The following is a 20,711-nucleotide window of genomic DNA, read 5'->3' on the forward strand; positions in this document are numbered from 1 at the left end:
CGTCCGAGAACCTACGCGAGCGCCCGCACCATCCGGCCGTCGACCGCGGCCGGGGGCGGCGTCAGTGCCGGGCCGCCGGACCCAACCGGCGATCCAGCAGCCGCACGTGCGCTTCGACCTGCGCGTGCAGCGGCGAGTTGCGGTCGAGGGTCGACAGGTAGGCGATCCACGCCGACACGTCCTGGCGACCGTGGACGGAATTGGTCCACTTCGCGAGCACTCGCGCATCCCCGGCCCGCAGGACCGTCGCCCGGATCCGAGCCGAGAGCTCCTCACGCACCTCCACCACACCGGGCGCATCCGATCCCGCCAGCACCGGCCCGTCGTAGAGCTGCAGCGCTGCCGCGACTTCGCCCCGGTCGAGAAGTGAACGCACTTGGGCGACGTCGGAGTCGAGCTCGGTCAGCAGCCGGTACGGCCGTGAACCGAGCCGGTGCGCGCCGAACACCTTGCGCAGCCGCGACATCTCCGCGCGCACCGTCACGGTGTCCAGGTCGTACTCGTCGAGCAGGACCGCGAGGTGGTCGGCGCCGAGCCCCTCGGGATGCTCGGACAGCAGCAGCAGGATCTCGGCGTGCCTGCGGGACAACTCGTGCCGCTCCCCCTCCACCACCAGTGCGGGACGGCCGCCACCGAGGACCTCGAGGCGGGGCACCGCGGTGGACAGCGGCCGCGGGGACGCGAGTTCGAGGAGCCGCAGCTCACCCTCCGCCGCAGCCGCCGTGGCGCGGACGAGCGCCAGCGCCTCGGGCACCGCCACCCGGGGGCCGCCCGTGATGTCCAGCGCCCCCAGGATGCGGCCGGTGGCCGGATCGTGGACCGGGGCAGCCGAACAACTCCACGAGTGCATCGCCCGGTTGAAGTGCTCCGCGGCGAAGATCTGCACACTGTGGTCGAGCGCGAGGGCCGTGCCGGGCGCGTTGGTGCCCACCCGTTCCTCGCTCCAGTCGGACCCCTCGACGAAGTTGATGTCGAGGGCGCGGTCCTTCGCGGCCGAGTCGCCCTCGATCCACAACAAACGACCGTTCGCGTCACTCATCGCGACCAGCAGACCGGTGCCGGCGGTGTCCTCGACGAGCAACTTGCGCACCACGGGACGGATTCCCGCGAGCGGATGGGCGATGCGGTGTTCCTCGAGCGCGGAGCCGTCGAGCACCACCTGGTCGTCGACGAGGTCGGGGCTGACACCGTTGCCGCGGCTGCGCAGCCACGAGTCTCGTACGACGTCGCGGACGGTCTCGGTGTCCGCCTGCGCGGACTCGACGAACCGCTGATGCGCCCAGGACGTGCGTTCTGCGAGCACGCCGACATCGTCGCCCGGCCGCACTGCAATCCACGGATTGCGCGGTCCGGGTTCACGCTGTGCCATCGGCGCCTCCGTCTCGCACCAACCCGCCTGCCCCGCAAACTGTAGCGCCTTCAGAGGTAGGTACTGGCACGTTCGGCCACCATGACCGCGGTGGCGTGCGGTCCACGACTGGGCACGGACGGCAGAATCGAGGTGTCGACGACGAACAATCCGTCGACCCCGTGCACGCGACAGCGGTCGTCGACCACCGAATCGGTGGCGTCCACGCCCATGCGGCAGCTGCCCGACAGATGCAGCGACGTGCCCAGCCGGTCGGCCAGCCAGCCGTCGGACAACTCGATCGGCTCCGGTTCGACGAGCCTGCTCAGCGGGGCGGAACGTACGAGGTCGGCGGCGTGGGAGACCGCCTCCCGCAACGACTGCCGGTCCTGCGCGGACTCGAGATAGCGGTACGCCACCCGCGGCGGGGTCCCGGGGTCGGCCGACACCAGGCGGATCTCGCCGCGGCTCAGTGGCTGCATGAGGACCACTCCGAGGCACGGCTTGCCGATCCCCGAGCCCGGGATGAGGTCACCGAACGCGGCTGTGTACGGACGGATTTCGATGCCGTCCGTGTTGAGTGTCACTTGCAGTGCCGGGGTGCGGCTGGTGCGCGGGACCGGCCGACGGTACCGATACGGCAGCACCACTTCGGGATGGTCACTGAACTGCGAGCCCACTTCCGGCAGGTCCGCCACCACCGGAATACCCAGCCCGGACAGGTGCCCGGCGTCGCCGACGCCGGAGAGCATCAGCAGATGCGGGGTCGCGACGGCTCCGGCAGTCAGGACCACGGTCGAGGTGCGGATGGTCCGCACCTGCGAGTCGGTCGACACTTCGAGGCCCGTCACCCGGGTCCCCGAGAACAGGATCCGAGTGACGGTCGTGTCCGACCGGACGACGAGGTTGCGCCGACCGAGGTTGGGCAGCAGGTACGCGGACGCCGGCCCCACCCGCACGCCGTCGCGGATGTTCAGCGGCACCGGACCCACGCCGTGCGACCCGGGCGCGTTCTTGTCCGGATCCTCCGCGTGCCCCGCGGCCCGTGCGGCCTCCGCGAACGCCGAACTGATCGGATGCCACGCCTCCACCGGTTCCCGGCGGACCGGGATCGGGCCGCTCGTTCCGTGCCACGGCCCGTCGAAGTCCAGGTCGGTCTCGATCGCCTTGAAGTAGGGCAGCACCCGGTCGTAGGACCACGAGTCGGGCCAGCGGTCGAAATCCTCGACCCGCGCCCGGACGAAGTAGCCGCCGTTGACCGCCCCCGAGCCGCCGAGCACCCGTCCGCGCGCGATCCAGCCGCCGCGCGCGCTCGTCAACTCCACCGGGTACGGCCAGATCCAACGGCTGTCCGGGCCGACCGGCAGCACCCCTGCGTCGACCAGTTCCGGCGGGAACTCGGCCGGGATCTCGTGCCCCGGGCCCGATTCGACCAGCACGACCTGCCGATCCGGATCCTCGCTCAACCGCCCGGCCACCACACTGCCGCACGAGCCGCCGCCCACGACGACGACGTCCGCCGCCTCGGGGAAGCCCGGCTCCGCTGCCACCGTCACTTTCCGATGCGCGGTGCGAGCGCCCGCGGGTCCCGGGCCCGGATCGCGCCCCGCCACAGGCCCGTTCCGTACGCGACGTCGTCGAGCCGCTTGAAGACGCTGTGGCGCAGCGGTCCGAGGCCGCCGGGTTCGCGATGGGTCGCCCAGTCCGTCACGCCCTCGACGGCGGCGACCACCACCACCAACCGCCGGACCCGCCGCGAGAAGACGCCGGCCACGAGCGTCACCGGCCAGTACGACCGGCACATCGCCGACGCGACCTGTCGGGCACCGTTCCCGAATCCGCGCGCGGCGAGGGCGACGGCGATGCGGTTCGGCTGATCCAGATCGGCGAACGTGCGCCGCAGGCGCAGCACGGTGACCAGGAACGTCGCGAGACTCGACAGCGCGCCCAGCCGGGTGCACGACGCGGCCGCCAGGACCGACAGCAACGTCCACCTCGACATCGCGAGTGGCGGCACCATGCCCTCGTGCCGCGCCGCGAGCGGGGCGGCGCCGGTGCCGTAGAACATCTTGCGGGTGAACCACTTCCCGAACGAGACGCGATGGTCGTGGGCGACGCGCGCGACAGGTTCGTAGCGCAGCCGCCACCCGGTCTCCTGCAACCGCCAGCACAGGTCGACGTCCTCGGCGACGTGCATCGCCTCGTCGAACCCGCCCATGTCGGTGAGTACGTCCCGACGTGCCAGCATCGCGGCGCTCGGCACGTACGACACCGGACTGCCCGAGCGCACCGCCGATTCCTTACGGCCGAGGTCGAGCGACGAGCGCGCATGCTCGTACCGCGCGAGCGCGGAGCCCTCCGGTTCGAGCGCGACGATGCGGGGCGCCACGAGTGCGACGGCGGGGTCGCTGAAATGCCCGAGCATCCGTTCCAGCCAGCCCGTCTGCGGCAGGACGTCCGAGTCCAGGAAGGCCACGAACGGGGTGGTCGCGTGCCTCAGGCCGGTGTTGCGCGCCGCGGCGGGGCCGCGCGACCGATCGTGCCGCAGGAGCGTGACGCGGGCGCTGCAACCCGTCAGGTCCGGTAGCTCGAGCGGGACCGCCGAGCCGTCGTCCACCACGACGACCTCGAGGCCACGCAGTGCCGGGACGAGACGGGCGATGCCGGCGACGTTGTCGCGGATCGGGACCACCACCGTGACGTCGCTCGGGGACGGCGTGCTCATCGGCCGCGGGTTCGCCACCCCCGAGTCGAGCAACCGCCGGGCGACGACCGCAGTCTGCGAATCGACGACCTCGAGATAGCCGTCACCGATCATGCCGGCGGCCGCGGGCGCGAGTTTGAGCATCCGCATGGGCGATCCACCGATCAGGACCCGGCCGCCGGAGTAGGCGCGCACCTTGGGATCGAGGCGGATTCCGAACCCGTCGGGCAGTCGAGCGTCGTGCATCACACGATGGTAAAGGTGGCCGGGAGGGCGGGCAGAACTTGTTGCGAAAACCCTGACGCCGATGTCACATCCGTCACAGGAGTCTCCCGTCGCCACGCGGGGCCCAGGCGGACACCGCGGCCCGGGCGCGCTCGACGAGCCCGTCGAACAGTCTCCGACCCTCCTCGGCGCTCGCCCCGACCGGGTCACCGAGGACCCCGTTGGCGGTGGCCGCGAGCATGCCGCCCGCCCGCAGGCGCGGCATCAGATCGGCGACGGGCTCGGTGTTGCCGGTCCGCGCGCGATCCATGGCGACGACCTCTGGTGAAAGGTGCAGCAGCAAGGATGTTTCCGTATGACCGGCGTGCGCATCCGCGCCCGGCACCGCGCACGGGAACCACGCCACGTCCCGGCCCTCGTAACGCAACAGCTCGACGGCCTTCACCAGCGCCGGACCGTTACCCCCGTGCCCGTTCACGAACACCACCCGGCGGGCCCACCGGCACGCCGAGCGGCCGTACTCCACGAGCAGCATTTCGAGCGCGCCGCTTCCCAGCGAGATCGTGCCCGCGAAACCCTCGTGCTCACCGCTCGCGCCGTACTCGATCGCGGGTGCGCAGACCACTCCGGAGAGGGCGCGGGCGACGGCCGACGCGATACGGGTGTCGGTGTCGAGCGGCAGATGCGGACCGTGCTGCTCCACCGATCCCACCGGAACCGCGACCGTGAGCTGGTCCCGAGGCACATCGGGCCAGGACATGTGGGCGAGGCGCATCGGTCGATCGTAGGTGGTGTCTTTGGGATCACCGGACCGGCCGGCCATCGTGATCGGTACCGCCGTCACCACACCGGCAGCTGTCGTGCTCGATCGGGATCGGCGGCACCGCTGGAAAACCAGCACTCTAGGTCCCTCGACAGCCCGCTCGCCCCGCCCCCCGACTCCGGACCGATCACTTGACTCGAACACCAGTTCGAACTAGAGTGGCGTCATGAATCCGGGGGGACTCAACACCACAGCTGCTGCACTCGTGGCGCTCAGTCACGATGACGTGCGCGGGCTGGCCGAGTTGGACCTGGTGCGTACGACGGTGGATCTCTCGCGTCTGATCGAGCAGCTCGAAGCCCTGCGGGTGACGGCGGTGGCCGAAATCGACGAGCGCGCAGTCTCGTTCGACACGTTGGGGTTTCGTAGCGTGAAGCAGTGGCTCGCGGCCAGTACGCTGCTGGAAGTTCCTGCCGCGGCGCGGATTCTGGCGTTGGGGAAGGCGTTGCGGCGCGAACCGGATGTTGCTGACGCTTTCAACGCAGGGGCCATCTCCGGCGAGCATGCTGCCCTGATCACCAAGTTCTGCGAACAGCCGCCGCGCGGGATGCCCTTTGAGGCCCTTCCGTCGTGCCGGCAGGTGCTCCTGGATTGCGCGGCGAATCCGGCGGCGACCACGATGAGTGTGCGCACCTGCATCTCGCGGCTCGAGCGGATCTTCGAATCCGACGAGTTGCCGCCCAGTGAAGACATGGACCGCAACGAGTTTCACGCCTCGAAGACGTTGAACGGACGGGTCGCGGTGAAGGGTGACTTGGATGCTGTCACCGGGGAGATGTTGCTGACGGCGCTGTCCGCGTTGACGAAACCGCGGAACCCGAACGACGACCCCGCCGCGACGCGCACGCCGGGGCAGCGGCGGGCGGAGGCATTCGCCGAAATCCTGCGCCGCTACCTCGACTCCGGAGAGGCACCCATCGAGGGCGGGGAACGGCCGCACCTGTCGTTGCACGTGCACGCCCGCGACCTCGCCCGCGCCCAGGCCGACCATGCAGCAGCGCGGCCGAATTGGCAGTCGAAGCTGTTCGACGGCAACGACATTCACGGCGACTCGGTTCGAGAAAACCTTGCCGACGACAACGCGGGCCGCGAGAGCCCGGTTGGCGAGTCCCGGACCGGGCACCGTGTGACGGCCGACAAGGACGTTGCCCGCCTCCCGCACCTCGGGCCGCTGACGATCGCCACCGCCCGCCGGCTCGCGTGCGACTGCCACCTCACCCCGGTCCTCATGGACGACGGAATCCCGCTCAACCTCGGACGCACCACCCGAACCGTCTCGAAGAAGCAACGCCGGGCGCTGATCGCCCGCGACCACGGCTGCGCGTTCCCCGGCTGCGGAGCCCCGCCCGCGCACTGCGAAGGACACCACATCCACCACTGGGCCGACGGCGGACCGCCGACCTCGACAACCTGGTCCTCCTGTGCCGCTACCACCACCGACTGCTCCACCACTCCCACTGGAAAGTGAACATCGGCACCGACCGGCACCCCTGGTTCACCCCACCATCGCTGGTGGACCCGTACAAGAAACCCATGGCCTCGAACAACCGCGCGGGACCGCAGGCGGCGTAGGCGTAGGCGTAGGCACCTACAGCGACACCGCGACGCGATGGCCTTCGAGGACCGCGGCGTGCGAGCGCCGCGGCGTCACCGCATCACCGACCCGGTAGACCTCGAAAGGAAGGGCATCGTTGCCTGACAGCGACTTCCACAGCGAGTCCTCGGGCTCCTGGTGGGTCGCGCACACCACCCAATCGAACGTCGCAACGTGCTCGCCGCCGGTCAGGTGGTTCGCCAACGTGACCCGCACGCCGCCACCGTCCTCGGCGGCGGCACTCACCGCGACATCGGTCCACTGCTCGATGCCGGCGACGTGCGCCCGCTGCTGCCAGCCCTCCATGTCCAAGGTGATCCCGAGATCCTGACCGACGATCATCGCGGGCGTGCAGATCGTGACCGCACACCCACGGCCTGCCAACGTCTCGGCTGCCGACGGGCCCTGCTGGAATCCCAACTCGTCCACCACCAAAACCCGCCCCGCAACCGGGGGCGCCCCCTCGAGGACCGCACGCGCATGCACGGCACGCGTGCACTCCGCCGCCCACCAGGGCAGCGCCGGGCGGGCCCCCGTCGCCACCACCACGACGTCGGGCGACTCGACTCGCAACGATTCGACCGTGGCCTCGACACCCGTGACGATCCGCACTCCCCGGCGGCCACACTCGCGTTCGAGGTTGTGCACCAGCTCGCCCAGTTCAGCCCGGCCGGCAGCCGTCGACGCCACCCGAATCTGGCCGCCCAGCACATCCGCGCGCTCGTAGACGGTCACGTCGTGACCGCGTTCGGCCGCGGACGCCGCGGCCGAGAGGCCTGCCGGCCCGCCCCCGACGACAACTACCCGTCTGCCCCGCACACGTGGCATCGGCAGCGGCATCGATTCCCTTCCCGCACGCGGATTCTCGACGCAACCGAGCCAACGTCCCAGACCCATGCGTCCGACGCACTCCTGGTTGCAGGACAGGCACGTGCGGATCTCGTCGTCGGCGCCGCGCTCGGCCTTGGCCACGAACTCGGGGTCCGCGATCTGCCCGCGCACCACACCGACCAGATCGCAGCGGCCGTCCGCGAGCGCCCGTTCGGCCTCGGCCGGTTCCTTGAGCCGCCCCACTCCGACGACGGGCAACCGCACCGCGGAGCGAATGGCCTCGGAGACGTGCAGCGCATAACCACGCGGCATCGCCATCGACGGCTCCACCAGATGCAGCGTCTCGGTGGCCATCCCCATCGTGGTGTTGACGTAGTCGACGCTCCCCGTCGCCTCGACCATCCGAGCGACTTCGACCGCCTCGTCCAGCACGATGCCGCCGGCCACCTGTTCGTCACCCGCGAGCCGGACGCCCAGGATCGGGTCCGGACCGAGTGCTTCCCGGACCGCCGCGATCACCTGCAGCAGGAATCGGGCGCGATTCTCCAGCGGCCCGCCGTACCCGTCGGTGCGGAGATTGGTTCCGGACGCGAGGAATCCGCGGATCAACGACGACTGCGAACACTGCAGTTCGACACCGTCGAATCCGCCGGCGCGGCAGTGGCGCGCGACGGTGGCGTACCCGGCCACCAGTTCCGCGATCTCGGCGACGTCGAGCGCCTTGGGAACCTCCCGGAACAGTGGGTCCGGCACCGGGCTCGGCGCCCACAGGGGACGACGCGAGTACATGCCGGATCCCTGCCCACCATTGTGATTGAGCTGAGCCAGAATCACCGTCCCGTGCCGGTGAACGGCGCGAGTGATCTCGCGATAGCCCGCCACGACCTCGGGGCGATACCCGTGAATCACCCTCTCGTACGGCCAGTCCGAGGGATGGACGCACTGCTCCTCGGTGATGATCATCCCCACCCCGCCCGCGGCCCGCGCCGCGTAGTACGCGGTGTGCTGGGCAGTGGGCAGACCGTCGCGGGCGCTGTTGGTCAGGTGCGCGGTGAACACCACCCGGTTGTGCAGCATCTGTGGACCGAGACGGAGCGGGGAGAACAGCCGTGGGTGACGCATGGGAGACGGACGTCAGACCTTCGTGTTGCCCTGATCGAGTGCGATCTGGCTCGCGGTCACGGTCTTGGAGCCGTCACCCGCCAGCCACAGCACCGCGTCGGAGATGTCGTCGGTGTCCGCGATGGGCTTCTCGGTGAGGATGGGCGCGAAGTTGGGGCCGTACTGCGGGTGACGCTGCAGGATGACCAGGCTGCCCTGATCGGTACCCATGTGCGTGTTCACACCGTACGGATGGATCGAGTTGACGCGGATGTTGTACTCCCCCAGCTCCTTCGCGGCGGCCTGCGTGAGCCCCACCAGTCCGAACTTGGAGGCGCCGTAATGCGCCTGGCCCGGCAGTGCCTTCAATCCCGCGACCGAGCTGACGATGATGACGGACCCGCCGCGGCCGGCCTCGATCATCGTCGGCACCGCCGCCTTGAGCGTCTTGAAGGCGCCGGTGAGGTTGATGTCGATCAGCGTCTCCCACTGCTCGTCGGACATCTCCCAGAAGCGGTTCCAGTTACAGATGCCGGCGTTCGCGATGACGATGTCGAGGCGGCCGAACTGCTCGACGCCGCCGTCGACGACAGCCTTCAGCGCCGCGCTGTCGCGGACGTCGGCCTCGCGGGCGTAGATCTTCGCACCCTCCGCCTCGACGAGACGCACGGTCTCCGCGAGATCGTCCGCCGTCGCGGCGTCGTACGTGTTGTCACTACTGACGCTCTTGCAGACGTCCACCGCGATGATGGCCGCGCCCTCTCGCGCCAACCGCACCGCGTGCGTGCGACCCTGGCCGCGCGCCGCGCCCGTGATGAAGGCGACCTTGCCGTCGAACTGACCCACCGTGATCTCCTATCTGCTGACACCCTCGTACTGCGACATGGACATTGCCGCGAGGCGACCCTCGCGGACGGCTTCGAGTACGGTCCGGGGCGCGACACAGTCGCCGATCCTCGCCGCGCTCACTACGGAGGTCAACTGTTCGTTGGGCAACGGGTGCGAACAGTCCACCAGCACCGAGCACGGTACTCCGAAACGGACACCCGTGAAGCGGTTCTGCAGCAACACTTCTCCCGCGCCCGCCGACAGCAGCCGGACGGCGAGGTGCGACGCGACACCGGCGCGCCGCAGCCGCGCGTTCGCGCCCACCAGGTCGCCCGTCGGGCCGAGCCGCGACCCGACTGTCTGGTCCGGTGTCGCGACGGCCACGTCGCGGCCCCGGACGGCGAGCGACGATGCCACGGACACCGCGACGGGGCCGCCCACCGGGTCGAACACCACCACCGGTCCCGGCGCGAGCGCCGACCCGTAGAGGACGTCGGCCGCGGAAACCGCCTGCACGCCAGCATCGACCGGGCACGGCGCGGGACGCGGACGGCTGCCGGTCGCGACCACGACAGGTCCCCCGCGAGGCGCGCCCTCGCTCGAACCGCAGTCGTCACCGAACTGCACGGCGTGGCCGAGGCGCACGTCGACACCGAGTTGTACGTCGACACCGAGTTGTACGTCGACACCGAGGCGCCGGCACTCGTCCTCGAGCCAATCGGCCAGATGCGCGAGGCGGGATCGTCCGGCGCCGGCGGCGGCCGTGCGGAGCATCCCGCCCAGCCGCCCGGTCCTCTCCGCCAGCGTCACCCGGAAGCCCTGCCGGGCCAGCACCCGCGCCGCCTCGAGTCCGCCCGGCCCGCCGCCGACCACCGCCGCCGGGCCGCGATCGCCGGCGCCCCGCGGTGCATCACCGTCGACGTCGCCGTCGACCGTCTCGAAGCCGGCCGACGGGTTGCCGATGCACGTCACCACCGGGTTCCGGGGATCGCGCACCAGGCACGTCTGATTGCACAACACGCACGGCCGAGGCGTCCTGCCCGCCCGGACCCGGGTCACCAGGTCCGGGTCGGCGATCTGCGCGCGGGTCATCTCGACGGCGTCGGCGACGCCGTCGTCCAGCATTCGCTGCGCCTGCGCGGCGTCGACGACGCTGCCCTGCACCACCACGGGCACCCGACCGGCCGCCGCTCCGCGCATGTCGCGGCACAGCGCGGCGTTGAATCCGGGCTCGGTGTGGCCGTCGGGCCGGTAGGCCGCGGTCGAGTACGGTCCGCCCCGCACCACCACGAGCAGGTCCAGCGCCTCCGACAACGCGGCCACCTGTGCGGCGGCCTCGTCCGGAGTCACCCCCGCCCACGGCGCCTGCTCGTCGCAGCTGAGCCGCAGCGCCAGGATCCGGTCGTGGCCGATCTCGTGACGGACCGCGGCGATCACCTCCCGGGTGAGGCGTAGACGGTCGTCGCCGTAGCCGTCCGCGCGCCGGTTGGTGAGCCCGGAGTGGAACTGGCGCAGCAGGGAGAACGCTCCGGCGTCGAGTTCGACGCCGTCGACGTCGGCAGTGACCGCGGCCGCCGCGGCGATGCGGAAGCCGTCGATCACCGCGGCGATCTCGGCGCGCTCCATCTCCATCGGGAGTTCGCGCGAGACCGGGTCGGCAAATCGGGACGGCGCCCACAGCGCCGACTGCGACCATGCGCTCGAGCCCTGCAGTCCGGTGTGCCCGAGGCCGGCCAGCACGAGAGTTCGGTGCGGCCGGCACGCGTCCACCACCGCACGCCAACCCGCCGCGCAGTCGGCCGCCAGTGGGGCCCGCTCGTACGGCCAGTCGTCCGGATGGATCGATGCGGTCTCGGTGACGATCAGGCCGGCGCCGCCGCGGGCCCGACGTTCGTAGTACGCGACGTGCCGCGCCGAGAGGGCGCGGCCGTCGCCGAGGTTGGTCTCGTGCGGACCGAACAGCACCCTGGCCGGGGCGATGCGCCCGGCCAGGGTGAACTGCTCGGTGAGGCTGCCGCGCATTCTGCGCGCGGTGATCTAGCCGACGCCGAGATCGCGGCGGAAGCCCTCGGGAACCACGAGGTCATTCGGGCTCAGGTCGTGAATCGACTTGTGGCCCAATCCGAGCACCGCCGAGTCGATGCCGCCGCGCAGGATGTCGAGGACGTTCTCGACACCGGCCTGGCCGTTGGCCGAAAGACCCCACAGGTAGGCACGGCCGATCATGACGGCTCTCGCACCCAGCGCGAGAGCCTTGACCACGTCGCTGCCGCGGCGGATGCCGCCGTCGAGCACCACCTCGATCTGGTCGCCGACGGCCTCGGCGATCGCCGGGAGCGCACGGATCGGTGCGGGCGTGCCGTCGAGGTTGTTGCCGCCGTGGTTCGACACCGAGATCGCGGAGACGCCCGCGTCCACGGCGCGCTTGGCGTCGTCGACGCGCATGACGCCCTTGAGCATGAACGGTCCGCCCCACTGCTCACGCAGCCACGCGACGTCCTCCCACGTGGGCAGCGGGGTGCCCATCCACTGGCCGTACGCCCCGAAGAACGTGGGTGCGTCCTGGCCGGGTGCGGCGAGGTTGGGGGTGGTCAGGTCCGGCACCTTGCCGGTCTTGGCGAACTCCCACAACCACTTCGGTCGCGTGATGCCCTCGGGAGCGAACTGGAACATCGCCTTGAGGTCCATCTTCTCGGGGATCGCCGGGCTGCCCCAGTCGCGGCCGTTGGAGAACGACCAGTCGAGCGTGATGATCAGACCCGTGGCACCGGCCTTGCGGGCGCGTTCCATGCGCTGCAGCAGCGTGTCGCGGTCACCCACCCAGTACATCTGGAAGAAGGTCTGCGGGTTGGCCGCGGTCACCTCCTCGATGGACTTGCTCGCGAAGGAGCTGAGCCCCATCGCGGTCCCCCGCGCCGCCGCCGCACGCGCGACCGCGACCTCACCGTCGGGATGCACGGCCTGCACACCGGTCGGCGAGATCATCACCGGCATCGAGATGGGCTGCCCCATCACGGTGGTCGACAGATCACGCTCGCCGGACAGGCCGGCCACGTGCGGTGCGAACCCGAGCTCGGAGAAGGCCGCGATGTTGTCGTCGACGGTCAGCCCCTTCTCGGACCCCGCGACCAGCGCGGCGTACACCGACTTGGGCAGGCGCTTCTTCGCGCGACGTTGCGCCTCGGCAACCGTCTCGAACCACGCGTTCTTGGCCATCACTCAACCTCTCGTACTGCTGGTGGGTTACTACTGTTCCAGTCCGGCAAGCGGATTCTCGTCGCAGATCTTGGCCGGCGGACGGGTCAACAGGGTCAGCGGAACCGGCGCCTGCGGCCGGCGACGCTCGGCACGCTTGCCGGTGCGGGAGTGGTCCTGGCTCGACTTCGGCACCGTCCGCTCCCCCTCGAGCGCCGACGTGCCGTAGCCCTGGACGCATTCCGGGTCGGGGCCGTCCATCGGCAGGCCGGTGAAGAACTTCGCGGCCATGCACCCGCCGCGGCAGGCGTCGAAGTGGTTGCACTTGCTGCACGCGCCGCCCGTCTGCGGCGAGCGCAGATCCTGGAACAGCTCGGAGTGTTGCCACACCTGCTGGAAACCGCCGTCCGACACGATGTTTCCCGCGAGGAACTGGTCGTGGATCGCGAACGGGCACGCGTAGACGTCGCCGATGGGGTCGATCAGGCACACCACGCGCCCGGCGCCGCACAGGTTCAGTCCCGGCAGCGCATCGCCGTAGGCGGAGAGGTGGAAGAACGAGTCGCCCGTCAGCACGCCCTCGCCGTTGGCGACCAGCCAGTCGTACAGCTCCCGCTGCTGCTGCTGCGTGGGGTGCAGTTCGTCCCACACGTCGGCACCGCGACCCGACGGGCGCAGACGCGTGATGCGCAGCGTCGCACCGAACCGGTCGGCGAGCGCCTTGAACTCGTCCAGCTGGCTGACGTTCTCGCGAGTGACGACGACGGAGATCTTGGCATCTCTGAACCCGGCCTCCGCGAGGTTCTCGAGCGCACGCACGGCCATCGCGAACGAACCCGGGCCGCGGACGGCGTCGTTGACCTCGGCGGTCGCGCCGTCGAGGGAGATCTGGACGTCGACGTAGTCGCTGGCTGCCAGCCGCGCGGCCACCTTCTTGTCGATCTTGACGCCGTTGGTGGAGAACTTCACGCCCACCTGGTGTTCGGTCGCGTAGTCGACCAGTTCCCAGAAGTCCGAGCGCACGGTGGGCTCACCGCCGCCGATGTTGACGTAGAAGACCTGCATGCGCTGCAGCTCGTCGATGATCGCCTTGCACTGCTCGGTCGACAGCTCACGCGGGTCCCGGCGCCCCGAGGACGACAGGCAGTGGACGCACGAGAGGTTGCACGCGTAGGTGAGTTCCCACGTCAGGCAGATCGGCGCGTCCAGGCCGAGCTCGAACTGGTCGACCAGCCGGCCGACGGCGGGAGTGGAGGGGGCCGCGGGGGGCGAGACGGTGGTGGGCGGCTCGAGAACTGAGGTCATGGCGGAATCCTCGAATCTGACGGAAACACTCGAAGCAGGCTGCATCCTCGGGCAGAAATTGCCTGGAATTCGAGGGCGTCTGGTTGGGTACAGAGCGTGAAGGAGCGGCAGGTGTCAGGACGGCACGATCATGTGCGAGTCGGCCAGGGTGTCGAGGGCACGCAGATACGGCCGGGCCGCATCCTCCTCGACACCGTTGGCCTGGAGCGCTGCCCGCACGCTGGGGTGCTGGGGCAGGGATTCGACGATCGCGACGATGGTCCGGTTCTTCAGGAACGAGAGCTTGCGTGTTCCGAAGTGGTAGAGCAGCGCCCCGAAGGGTTCGGGGCGCAGCGCCACCTGCGGGTGAAGCTTCCATGCCGCGTCGAGATCGATCGTGCCGGCCGGCGAGGCTCCGCCGACGGCTTGTTCGGACACGATCAGTACACGCCGCACATGCCGTCGATGGACACCTCTTCGACGAGGGACTCCTCGACCAGCTGGCTTTCGGTGACGGTCTCGCGATCGGACATCGATTCCTCCTCCATATCGGACTCCGGCGACGGAGCGTGCGGTCAGAGTGACCTGTTCACTGTGACTCGGTTCACCACTCTAATGGCATTGGGTGCACAATGACTAGTGAAGGAGGTCACAGAAGTGCGCAGCCGTAGGAACCCGTCGTCCCGCATCGGTCGTCGGCCGACGACCACGCGCGACCGGATCGCCGCGGTGGGTATCGACCTGTTCGCCACGCGCGGCTTCGACGACACCAGCGTCGACGACATCGCCGAGGCCGCCGGGATCGCGCGCCGCACGTTCTTCCGGTACTTCCCGTCCAAGAACGCCGTGCCGTGGGGCGACTTCGACGCGCACCTGTCGGAGATGCGCACGATGCTCAGCGAACTTCCAGGCGACATCCCCGTGCTCGACGGGCTGACCTCGGCCCTGTTGGCGTTCAACACGTTCCCCCCGGAGGTGGCCGCCGGGCACCGCCGACGCATGCGGCTGATCTTCGAGGTGCCGGCCTTGCAGGCGTACTCGGTGGTGATGTACGACGGATGGCGCCGGGTCATCGCCGAGTACGTCGCCCGCCGGCTGCACGTCGGACCCACCGACCAGCTCCCCAAGACGGTGGGTTACCTGCTGCTCGGCGTCGCGCTGGCGGCCTACGAGACGTGGCTGGCCGACGACGAGTCCGACCTTCTCGACCTGCTCGGCCAGGGCAGCCGTCTGCTCTACACCAGCCTGTCCGACATCGACGCACCGATCCTGAACGGGGCTCCCCATGACGCTTGACTCGCTCGCCCCGTGCGCCCCCGGCCGGTGGACGCACGACCACGTCACCGTCGAGCGCGTCCCGAGCGGCCCGATCACGCTCACCCGCACCGGCACCGGACTGCACGTCCGGCATTCCCTGCACCCCGAGGCGCTCAGCGAACGCCTGGTGGCCGAGGTGACCGCCTCGATCGGCGACGCCGACTTCGGTCAGACGGAATTCGAGCTGACGATGGTCGGGCTGGTGCGCTCGACCGTTCCGGACGCCCTCGAGTCCTGGCGCGTGTACTACCGCAACTCGCTCGCCGAACTGCTGGACGGCACCGCGGACTTCGCGCCCATCCACGACAAGGCGGCCGAACTCGTGCGCGGCAGCGTCCTCGACCTCGGGTCGTGTTTCGGCTTCCTGCCGCTGCGGCTCGCGCGGGCCGGGGTCGAGGTGACCGCCACCGATATCCTGCCGGGCACGATGACCCTGCTCGCGGCCGTCGCGCCGACCCTGGGCCTCGAGCTCGGCACCCTCGTGTGCGACGCCGCGAACGTGCCGGTGCCCGACGGCAGCGCCGACACCGTCACGGCCGTCCACCTTCTCGAGCACGTCGACCCGGCCACCGGCGCGGCGGTACTGGCCGAGGCCCTGCGTATCGCCCGTGAGCGGGTCGTCGTCGCGGTGCCGTACGAGGACGTCGCGACCGCGTGCCACGGGCACGTGCGAACGTTCGATGCCGACGCTCTGCACGACCTGGGCGTTTCCACCGGCCGTCCGTTCGAGGTCTTCGACCACCACGGCGGCTGGCTCGTCGTCGACGCCTGAGCCCCGCAACTCACGGAGCACGCGCACTCGAGACCGGCGCCCTCGAGGCCCGGGGCCGACCCTCGAGATGCTCCCGATCAGCGGGAGCCGGAAGCGGAGAATTACGCTCTCCCCGGTAGCGTCGCTACGCTGCTACGCTGAAACTAGAACACGTTCTAGGGTTCTAGGACTGATCCACGAGAGGACCAGAGTTCGCATGACCACTATCGATGTGCCGCACAGCTCTCGATCCGCGGTGCTCACCGTGTCCGGGGTGATCGAGGAGACCCCCGATTCGCGGTCGTTGGTCTTCGACGTCCCCGCGGACATGAAGAGCAAGTTCGAGTACAAGCCCGGTCAGTTCCTGACCCTGCGCATTCCGAGCGACCAGACCGGCTCGGTCGCCCGTTGCTACTCGCTGGCGAGCTCGCCGTTCACCGACGACGCCCCCAAGGTCACCGTCAAGCGCACCTCGGACGGCTACGGCTCGAACTGGCTGTGCGACAACCTGAAGGTGGGCGACCAGCTCGAGGTGCTGCCCCCGGCCGGCGTCTTCACCCCGAAGTCGCTCGACCACGACTTCCTGCTGTTCGGCGGCGGCAGCGGCATCACGCCGGTCATGTCGATCCTCAAGTCGGCGCTCACCCAGGGCAGCGGCAAGGTTGTCCTCCTGTACGGCAACCGCGATGTCGAGTCGGTCATCTTCGCTGCCGAGCTGCGCGAGCTGGCGGCCAAGTACCCCGACCGCCTGTCGATCATCCACTGGATCGAGACGGTCCAGGGGTTGCCCAGCGTGACCCAGCTCGCCACGCTGCTGGCTCCGTACACCTCGTACGAGGCGTTCATGTGCGGCCCCGGTCCGTTCATGGACACCATTCACGAGGCTCTGGCCCAGGCCGGGATGCCCCGCTCGCAGGTCCACGCCGAGGTGTTCAACTCCCTGAGCGGTGACCCGTTCGCGGACGTCGAACTCGAGGAGGTCACGGAGGAGGAGGCCGCCGAGGCCGCGACCGTCGAGATCGAGCTGGACGGCGAGAAGCACAACCTCAGCTGGCCGCGCAAGCAGACGCTCGTCGACGTGATGCTGTCGAAGGGCCTGGACGTGCCCTACTCCTGCCAGGAAGGCGAGTGCGGCTCGTGCGCCTGCACCGTCCTCGAGGGCGAGGTCTCCATGGAGCACGCCGGCGTCCTGGATCAGGAGGACATCGACAACGGCTACATCCTGGGCTGCCAGGCCAAGCCGGTGAGCGATCACCTGAAGATCGAGTTCTGACGCTCGGCACCCGTTCGTAGCGAGGGCCCGATCCGCCGTCCGGCGGGTCGGGCCCTCGGCTTTTCGCCGGGGGCATGTGACATTCGGTCACTGAAACGTGGCGCGAACTGCACGAACCCGTGATCGGAGTGCAATCCGGACAGTATTGATCGACCGGTCAGTCAGCGTGACACTCGACTCGAGGACACAATCCTTTCCTCGAGGAGGCAGGTCATGAAGGCATCAACTCGTTGGCAGGACTACGCCGCCGTCATCATCGGCGCTTTCGCGGCCCTGTCGCCGCTCTGGCTGTCGACGAACTCCGGCGCCCGGTGGTCGTTGATCGTGCTCGGCGTGCTCATCGCCCTCGCCGGTCTGGCCCACATGACGCGGCCCGGGATGGCCGCGGCGGACTACGCGATCGGTGTGCTCGGCGTCCTGCTGTTCATCTCCCCGTGGGTCATGAACTTCCACACCATGACCTCGGCGGCGTGGACGGCGTGGGTGGTCGGCGTGCTCACCGTGGCGGTCTCGGTGGTCGGCATGCCCGCCATGAGCGAGCGCATGCACGGTCACGGGGGCCTGGCTGCGCACTGAGAACACGACACCGAACAGGTGGGACGGGGCCCGGGGGCTCCGCCCCACCGACGCCGAGCGGAGGACCGCATGCCGCATCGTCGGCGCACCGCCAGGACGGACGGCCAGGCCCGGGCGGCGATTCTCGATGCCGCCGAGACGCTGATCGGTGAACGCGGCTTCGACGCCACCTCCACCGCTGCGGTCGCCGCGGCCGCGGGCGTCCCCAAGGGTCTGATCTTCTATTACTTCCCCACCAAGACCGACATCCTCACCGCGCTGCTCGACGAGCGCCTGCCGACCGCGCCGCTGGCCGACCTGGCGCCGTTGGTCGCGCCCGGTGATCCGGCGACGAGCCTGGTGAACCTGGACGAGGCCCTGAACCTGCGCGAGCACCGACTGATGCGGGCGATCATCTGGCGCGAGGCCGAAACCCACCCCAACGCGCGCGGCTACCTGCGCCGGTTCCGCTCCCACCTGCACGACGCGACCGTGCGGATCCTGCAGGCCAGCGCGGTCTCCCCCGTGCGGCCCGGCACGCTGCGCGCGTGCGCGAACGCGTGGGTGGCCGCGATGTTCTCGGCCGCGGGCACCGACCGGCTCCGCGACCTCGACGACATCGCCCGGCTGCGCCGGGACGAACTCGGCACGGTCGCGCAGGTGGTGGCCGCCGGAATGGTGCAGCTGGGTTAGCCGCGCGGGGGCGGCGTCACCGCCGCGACGGTGCGGCCAGGAGCAGCCGTCCGGCGTCGAAGGTCGCGGCGCTGACCGGCAGCTCCCCCGGAGTCCCACTCAGTAGGACCTCGACCGTGCCGCCGCCGGTGGACTCGCGCCCCAACGCGTCGATGCGCCGCAACGTCTGGGCCGCGACCGCCTCGGCACTGTCGAACAGCACGACGCCGGCCGGCAGCCGGGCGGCGATCTCGTCCGCCACCAGCGGGTAGTGAGTGCATCCCAGCACCACACCGGTGACGTCGTCGGGAGTACGGGCGGCCGCCGACGTGATCGCGTCCCCGACCGCGTCCAGGTCGCCGCGGTCGATGGCGTCGGCGAGACCGTGGCAGGCCACGCCCACCACCGAACTGCCGTTCGCGAACTGCTCGACCAGCCGCGCCTGGTAGGCGCTGGCCGTCGTGGCCGCCGTCGCCCAGATCGCCACCGAGTCACACATCGCCGCGGCCGGTTTGATCGCCGGCACCGTGCCGATCACGGGAATCTCGGGGCCCAGGTCGGCCCGCACGTGCTCGAGCGCTGTGACGCTGGCGGTGTTGCACGGCAGCACCACCACCTCGGCGCCGCGATCGACCGCGCGCCGCGCCGTGCCCACGACCCGGTCGATCACCCACTGCTCGTCCCGCGGACCCCACGGGGCGCCCTCGGGGTCGAGCGAGAGCATCAGGTCCAGGTCCGGACGCAATCGGCGCAACCACGCAGACGTCGGGAGCAGTCCCAGACCCGAGTCGATGAGCGCAACGATCACCCGACAAATCTAGCCCTGCCGGGTCCGGGGGGACGCGCGCGGTGGCCGGGGCGCTCAGGCGGGCGCCGACTCCAGCAGGTCCGCGATCGGCGTCCCCGCCGCGATCTTCGCGCGCATCTTCATCACCGCACCCGCCGAACCCAGGCCGACGACCGCCGTCAACGCCCCGCCGTTCGAGTAGTAGACGACGAACTTGCGGCCGTCGTCCTTGATCACGTGGACGTCGTCGTCGGCCGACACGGTGCCCAGCGCCTGGACCTTGAGGCCGTACTGGTCGCTCCAGAAGTACGGAACCTGCGCCGGCGCGTTCGGGTCCCCGGTACCGGTGAGCGCCCCCGCGAGGATCTTCGCCTGGTCCCCCGCGTTGCTCCAGTGCTCCACGCGCTTGTGCCCGCAGGAATCGTGCCGCCACGACGCGACGTCCCCGACGGCCCACACGTGCGGGTCGTCGGTACGGCCGACCTCGTCGCACAGCACGCCGTTGTCCAGCGCGACGCCCGCGTCCTCGAGCCAGCCGGTCACCGGGACCGACCCGATGCCGATCGCGACGACGTCCACCTCGAGCTCCGTGCCGTCGGACAGCACCGCGCCGCGCACCCGCCCGTCGCCGGTGAGGGCGGTCAGCCCCACCCCGGCCCGGACGTCGACGCCCTCGGCGGTGTGCAGCCGTCCCACCAGGGCGCCCACTCGTGCCCCCAGCACCGATGCCAGCGGCGCCGGCTGCGGCTCGACGAGGACCACGTCGAGCCCGAGCGCCCGCATGCTCGCGGCCAGCTCGCACCCGATGAAGCCGGCCCCCACGACCAGCGCGCGTGCGCCCTCGCGCAGCTCGGTGCGCAGCGCACGACTGTCGTCCACCGATCGCAGGACGTGGACCCCGGCCAGCTCGGGTAGTCCGGGGATGCGGCGCGGCGCCAGTCCGGTCGCGACGATCACCTCGCCGTAGGCGACCTCGCCGCCGTCGGCGAGGCGCACCATCCGGCGGGCCCGATCGAGACCGCTCGCGGCCACTCCGAGGCGCAGCTCGACGCGCTGCTCGTCGTAGAACTCCCGCGGCCGCAGCGTGGTGTCGTCGTTCTCCCCGCGGACCACCTCCTTCGACAGCGGCGGGCGGTCGTAGGGCAGATGGGGTTCGTCGCCCACGATGACGAGGTCGCCGTCGTACCCCGCCTGCCGCAACTCCTCCACCGTGCGCACCGCGGCGAGCCCGCCGCCGACGATCACGATCGGCCCGACGGCCCCGACAGCACTGTCGTCACTGGACATCCCTACTACCTCTCCGTCACCCCACACGCCTCGTCACACGAGCCTGTGCACCGCTCGCCCGAGCTCGCCACGATTGGAACATGTTCTACCAAATTCGCCGGAAGTCGGATACCCACGCCGACGCCGGGGCGGAACC

The 20,711-nt window shown here is 70.3% G+C and carries 18 protein-coding genes and 1 pseudogene; 6 read left to right on the forward strand and 13 right to left on the reverse strand.

The window, feature by feature from the left end:
• Window positions 1-61 precede the first annotated feature (61 nt).
• The 4 genes from E7742_RS13940 to mftE all read right to left on the reverse strand — a co-directional run bounded on the left by E7742_RS13940 (window position 62) and on the right by mftE (window position 5,052).
• Window positions 62-1,369, reverse strand: coding sequence for a helix-turn-helix domain-containing protein (locus E7742_RS13940; RefSeq protein ID WP_137799482.1), 1,308 nt, complete (start codon window positions 1,367-1,369; stop codon window positions 62-64).
• A gap of 50 nt (window positions 1,370-1,419) precedes the next feature.
• A complete protein-coding gene (mftG, locus tag E7742_RS13945) occupies window positions 1,420-2,898 on the reverse strand; it encodes a mycofactocin dehydrogenase MftG (protein ID WP_137799483.1) in 1,479 nt (492 codons plus the stop codon).
• A 2-nt stretch (window positions 2,899-2,900) separates the two neighbouring features.
• A complete protein-coding gene (mftF, locus tag E7742_RS13950) occupies window positions 2,901-4,298 on the reverse strand; it encodes a mycofactocin biosynthesis glycosyltransferase MftF (protein WP_137799484.1) in 1,398 nt (465 codons plus the stop codon).
• Window positions 4,299-4,371: 73 nt separating this feature from the next.
• Entirely contained in the window at window positions 4,372-5,052 is a 681-nt protein-coding gene (gene mftE / locus E7742_RS13955; RefSeq protein ID WP_137799485.1) for a mycofactocin biosynthesis peptidyl-dipeptidase MftE, read from the reverse strand.
• Window positions 5,053-5,266: 214 nt separating this feature from the next.
• Between mftE and E7742_RS13960 the strand changes: the two are divergent.
• Window positions 5,267-6,672 (forward strand): annotated as a pseudogene (locus E7742_RS13960) (DUF222 domain-containing protein).
• Between the two features lie 16 nt (window positions 6,673-6,688).
• On the opposite strand, the gene E7742_RS13965 reads toward E7742_RS13960, so the two are convergent.
• The 7 genes from E7742_RS13965 to mftA form a co-directional block, all read right to left on the reverse strand.
• Window positions 6,689-8,647, reverse strand: a complete 1,959-nt coding sequence (locus E7742_RS13965) for a mycofactocin system FadH/OYE family oxidoreductase 2 (RefSeq protein WP_137799486.1) — start codon at window positions 8,645-8,647, stop codon at window positions 6,689-6,691.
• 12 nt (window positions 8,648-8,659) lie between these two features.
• Window positions 8,660-9,472 carry a mycofactocin-coupled SDR family oxidoreductase gene (locus E7742_RS13970; RefSeq protein ID WP_137799487.1) on the reverse strand — a complete coding sequence of 271 codons (813 nt, stop codon included), beginning with the start codon at window positions 9,470-9,472 and terminating at the stop codon, window positions 8,660-8,662.
• A gap of 9 nt (window positions 9,473-9,481) precedes the next feature.
• Window positions 9,482-11,476, reverse strand: a complete 1,995-nt coding sequence (locus E7742_RS13975; protein WP_137799488.1) for a mycofactocin system FadH/OYE family oxidoreductase 1 — start codon at window positions 11,474-11,476, stop codon at window positions 9,482-9,484.
• 15 nt (window positions 11,477-11,491) lie between these two features.
• Window positions 11,492-12,670 carry a pre-mycofactocin synthase MftD gene (mftD, locus tag E7742_RS13980; RefSeq protein ID WP_137799489.1) on the reverse strand — a complete coding sequence of 393 codons (1,179 nt, stop codon included), beginning with the start codon at window positions 12,668-12,670 and terminating at the stop codon, window positions 11,492-11,494.
• A gap of 30 nt (window positions 12,671-12,700) precedes the next feature.
• Window positions 12,701-13,954: a mycofactocin radical SAM maturase gene (gene mftC, locus E7742_RS13985; protein WP_137799490.1), complete on the reverse strand. Its 1,254-nt coding sequence runs from the start codon at window positions 13,952-13,954 to the stop codon at window positions 12,701-12,703.
• Between the two features lie 114 nt (window positions 13,955-14,068).
• Window positions 14,069-14,389, reverse strand: coding sequence for a mycofactocin biosynthesis chaperone MftB (gene mftB, locus E7742_RS13990; protein ID WP_441346855.1), 321 nt, complete (start codon window positions 14,387-14,389; stop codon window positions 14,069-14,071).
• Entirely contained in the window at window positions 14,374-14,466 is a 93-nt protein-coding gene (gene mftA / locus E7742_RS13995) for a mycofactocin precursor MftA (RefSeq protein WP_137799492.1), read from the reverse strand. Before mftA ends, mftB begins: the two co-directional genes overlap by 16 nt.
• A 124-nt stretch (window positions 14,467-14,590) precedes the next feature.
• Between mftA and mftR the strand changes: the two genes are divergently transcribed.
• The 5 genes from mftR to E7742_RS14020 all read left to right on the forward strand — a co-directional run bounded on the left by mftR (window position 14,591) and on the right by E7742_RS14020 (window position 18,522).
• Entirely contained in the window at window positions 14,591-15,229 is a 639-nt protein-coding gene (gene mftR / locus E7742_RS14000) for a mycofactocin system transcriptional regulator (RefSeq protein ID WP_137799493.1), read from the forward strand.
• Complete coding sequence (gene mftM / locus E7742_RS14005) at window positions 15,219-16,022, forward strand: mycofactocin oligosaccharide methyltransferase MftM (RefSeq protein ID WP_137799494.1); 804 nt, start codon at window positions 15,219-15,221, stop codon at window positions 16,020-16,022. The genes mftR and mftM overlap by 11 nt, the downstream gene beginning before the upstream one ends.
• Window positions 16,023-16,218: 196 nt before the next feature.
• Window positions 16,219-17,274, forward strand: coding sequence for a ferredoxin--NADP reductase (locus tag E7742_RS14010; RefSeq protein WP_137799495.1), 1,056 nt, complete (start codon window positions 16,219-16,221; stop codon window positions 17,272-17,274).
• Window positions 17,275-17,487: 213 nt separating this feature from the next.
• The gene (locus E7742_RS14015) at window positions 17,488-17,850 is read left to right on the forward strand and encodes an SPW repeat protein (RefSeq protein ID WP_137799496.1); all 363 of its coding nucleotides are present in this window, start codon (window positions 17,488-17,490) and stop codon (window positions 17,848-17,850) included.
• A gap of 69 nt (window positions 17,851-17,919) precedes the next feature.
• Entirely contained in the window at window positions 17,920-18,522 is a 603-nt protein-coding gene (locus E7742_RS14020; RefSeq protein WP_137799497.1) for a TetR/AcrR family transcriptional regulator, read from the forward strand.
• A 16-nt stretch (window positions 18,523-18,538) separates the two neighbouring features.
• On the opposite strand, the gene E7742_RS14025 is transcribed toward E7742_RS14020, so the two are convergent.
• Together E7742_RS14025 and E7742_RS14030 are read right to left on the reverse strand one after the other, a co-directional pair.
• Entirely contained in the window at window positions 18,539-19,309 is a 771-nt protein-coding gene (locus E7742_RS14025) for a glutamate racemase (RefSeq protein WP_137799498.1), read from the reverse strand.
• 54 nt (window positions 19,310-19,363) lie between these two features.
• Complete coding sequence (locus E7742_RS14030) at window positions 19,364-20,575, reverse strand: NAD(P)/FAD-dependent oxidoreductase (protein WP_175420488.1); 1,212 nt, start codon at window positions 20,573-20,575, stop codon at window positions 19,364-19,366.
• Between the last annotated feature and the right edge of the window lie 136 nt (window positions 20,576-20,711).

It is taken from the genome of Rhodococcus sp. SGAir0479 (assembly GCF_005484805.1).
In the GTDB taxonomy this organism is placed as follows: domain Bacteria; phylum Actinomycetota; class Actinomycetes; order Mycobacteriales; family Mycobacteriaceae; genus Prescottella.